The organism is Mesonia oceanica, from assembly GCF_902499555.1.
Taxonomy (GTDB): Bacteria; Bacteroidota; Bacteroidia; order Flavobacteriales; family Flavobacteriaceae; genus Mesonia; species Mesonia oceanica.
The window spans coordinates 1-1,305 of the sequence record NZ_CABVMM010000054.1 but is presented as its reverse complement, the minus strand read 5'-3'; the positions used below and the strand labels follow the sequence as shown (position 1 = coordinate 1,305).

1 pseudogene is annotated in these 1,305 nt (G+C 31.5%); it reads right to left on the bottom strand.

The annotated features are described in order from the left end of the window. A pseudogene (locus tag FVB9532_RS19275) lies at positions 1 to 853 on the bottom strand (hypothetical protein); the annotation flags it as partial. Between the last annotated feature and the right edge of the window lie 452 nt (positions 854 to 1,305).

Genomic DNA, 1,305 nt, shown 5'->3' with positions numbered 1-1,305 from the left:
TGTTTTCAAACACAAAATCTGACCAGCCATTTGCTTCAACCTTTATTTCCCTTGCCCCTATAGAGCCTTCTACGGCTAATTTGTGACTGCCCATGGTTGCTGTACCAATCCCAAAATTACCTTGATCAAAAATTATTTTTTCATTTGTATTTGTGTCTGTTTGAGTGAAACTTAATACAAAGGGATCGTCATGTTCTATAAAATTTAGCGTTCCGCTTTCACTTTCGTGAGAAGTGTATATTCTTCCTCCATCATTTGACGAGCCTACGCTAAAAGCGTTTTCTAAATTACTTTTTCCAATCTCTAATTTTGCAGTTGGAGATTTTGTGCCTATCCCCACTCTGTCTTGCATAATGCTTGTATAATGTCGCGTTTCAGAATTGGGAACAGTTACAGGATCACTAATAGTTAAGTTGGAAATGATTGGATCAACACCGTGTTTTAAGACTCCAGTAACTTGTATTGTCATCGTGTTACCAGTACTGACCAAATGATAAATTGGGATACGTTGACTATCATTATCATAATCACCAATTTTCCATTGGTTGGCTATTTCTCCAAAAGCTGTTGGGATTTCTGAAGACTGATTATGATAGCCAGTAGTATTGCGAACTAACGCAAATCTTTTGGTAAGTTTACCTTTAGTTAATTGATGACTATATGATCCCGTAATGGTTATTTCTATCCATCCTGCAGTAGTTACATCAGGAAAATTTATATAAGCCACTTGATTGGATTCACCATTTGGAAAATTTTTATTAAAAGTAAGATTAAAATAATGATCGGCTTGTGCAAAGGTTTGAATGCCGTATAAAGATAGAAGTATTATAAATGGAAATAATTTTTTTTTCATGTTTATATCTTTTATTTAAGTCATATCTATACAAATATGGCTTATTATTGATTGGTAATATTTTAACAAATATAATGGTTTTGATTTATTAATTATATATATGTAGCAGTTTTATAAAGTGAAAAGGTTTAGCATTGTATTAAGACAGATTTTTTCAACAAATTAATATCTAACTGTTTTAATTATTACCTTAATTTCTCACCTAATGAAGTCATTTTCTCTAACCATTTGGTTCTATGGTTTGCACTGGAATTTTTAATAGGGGAAATATAAGTTACTTTTACAGGTTTGATACCACAGAATTCTAGTGTTCCTTTTTTGAACTGATTAATAACGGGGCGTTTCATATATAAATAGTCGAACCTTACGAACACAATTTTTTACACAGATAATTTGTCCTGAAAATAGCATTTAAAATTAAGGTCAATAAATTTCCATAGTTTTCTTTCAAC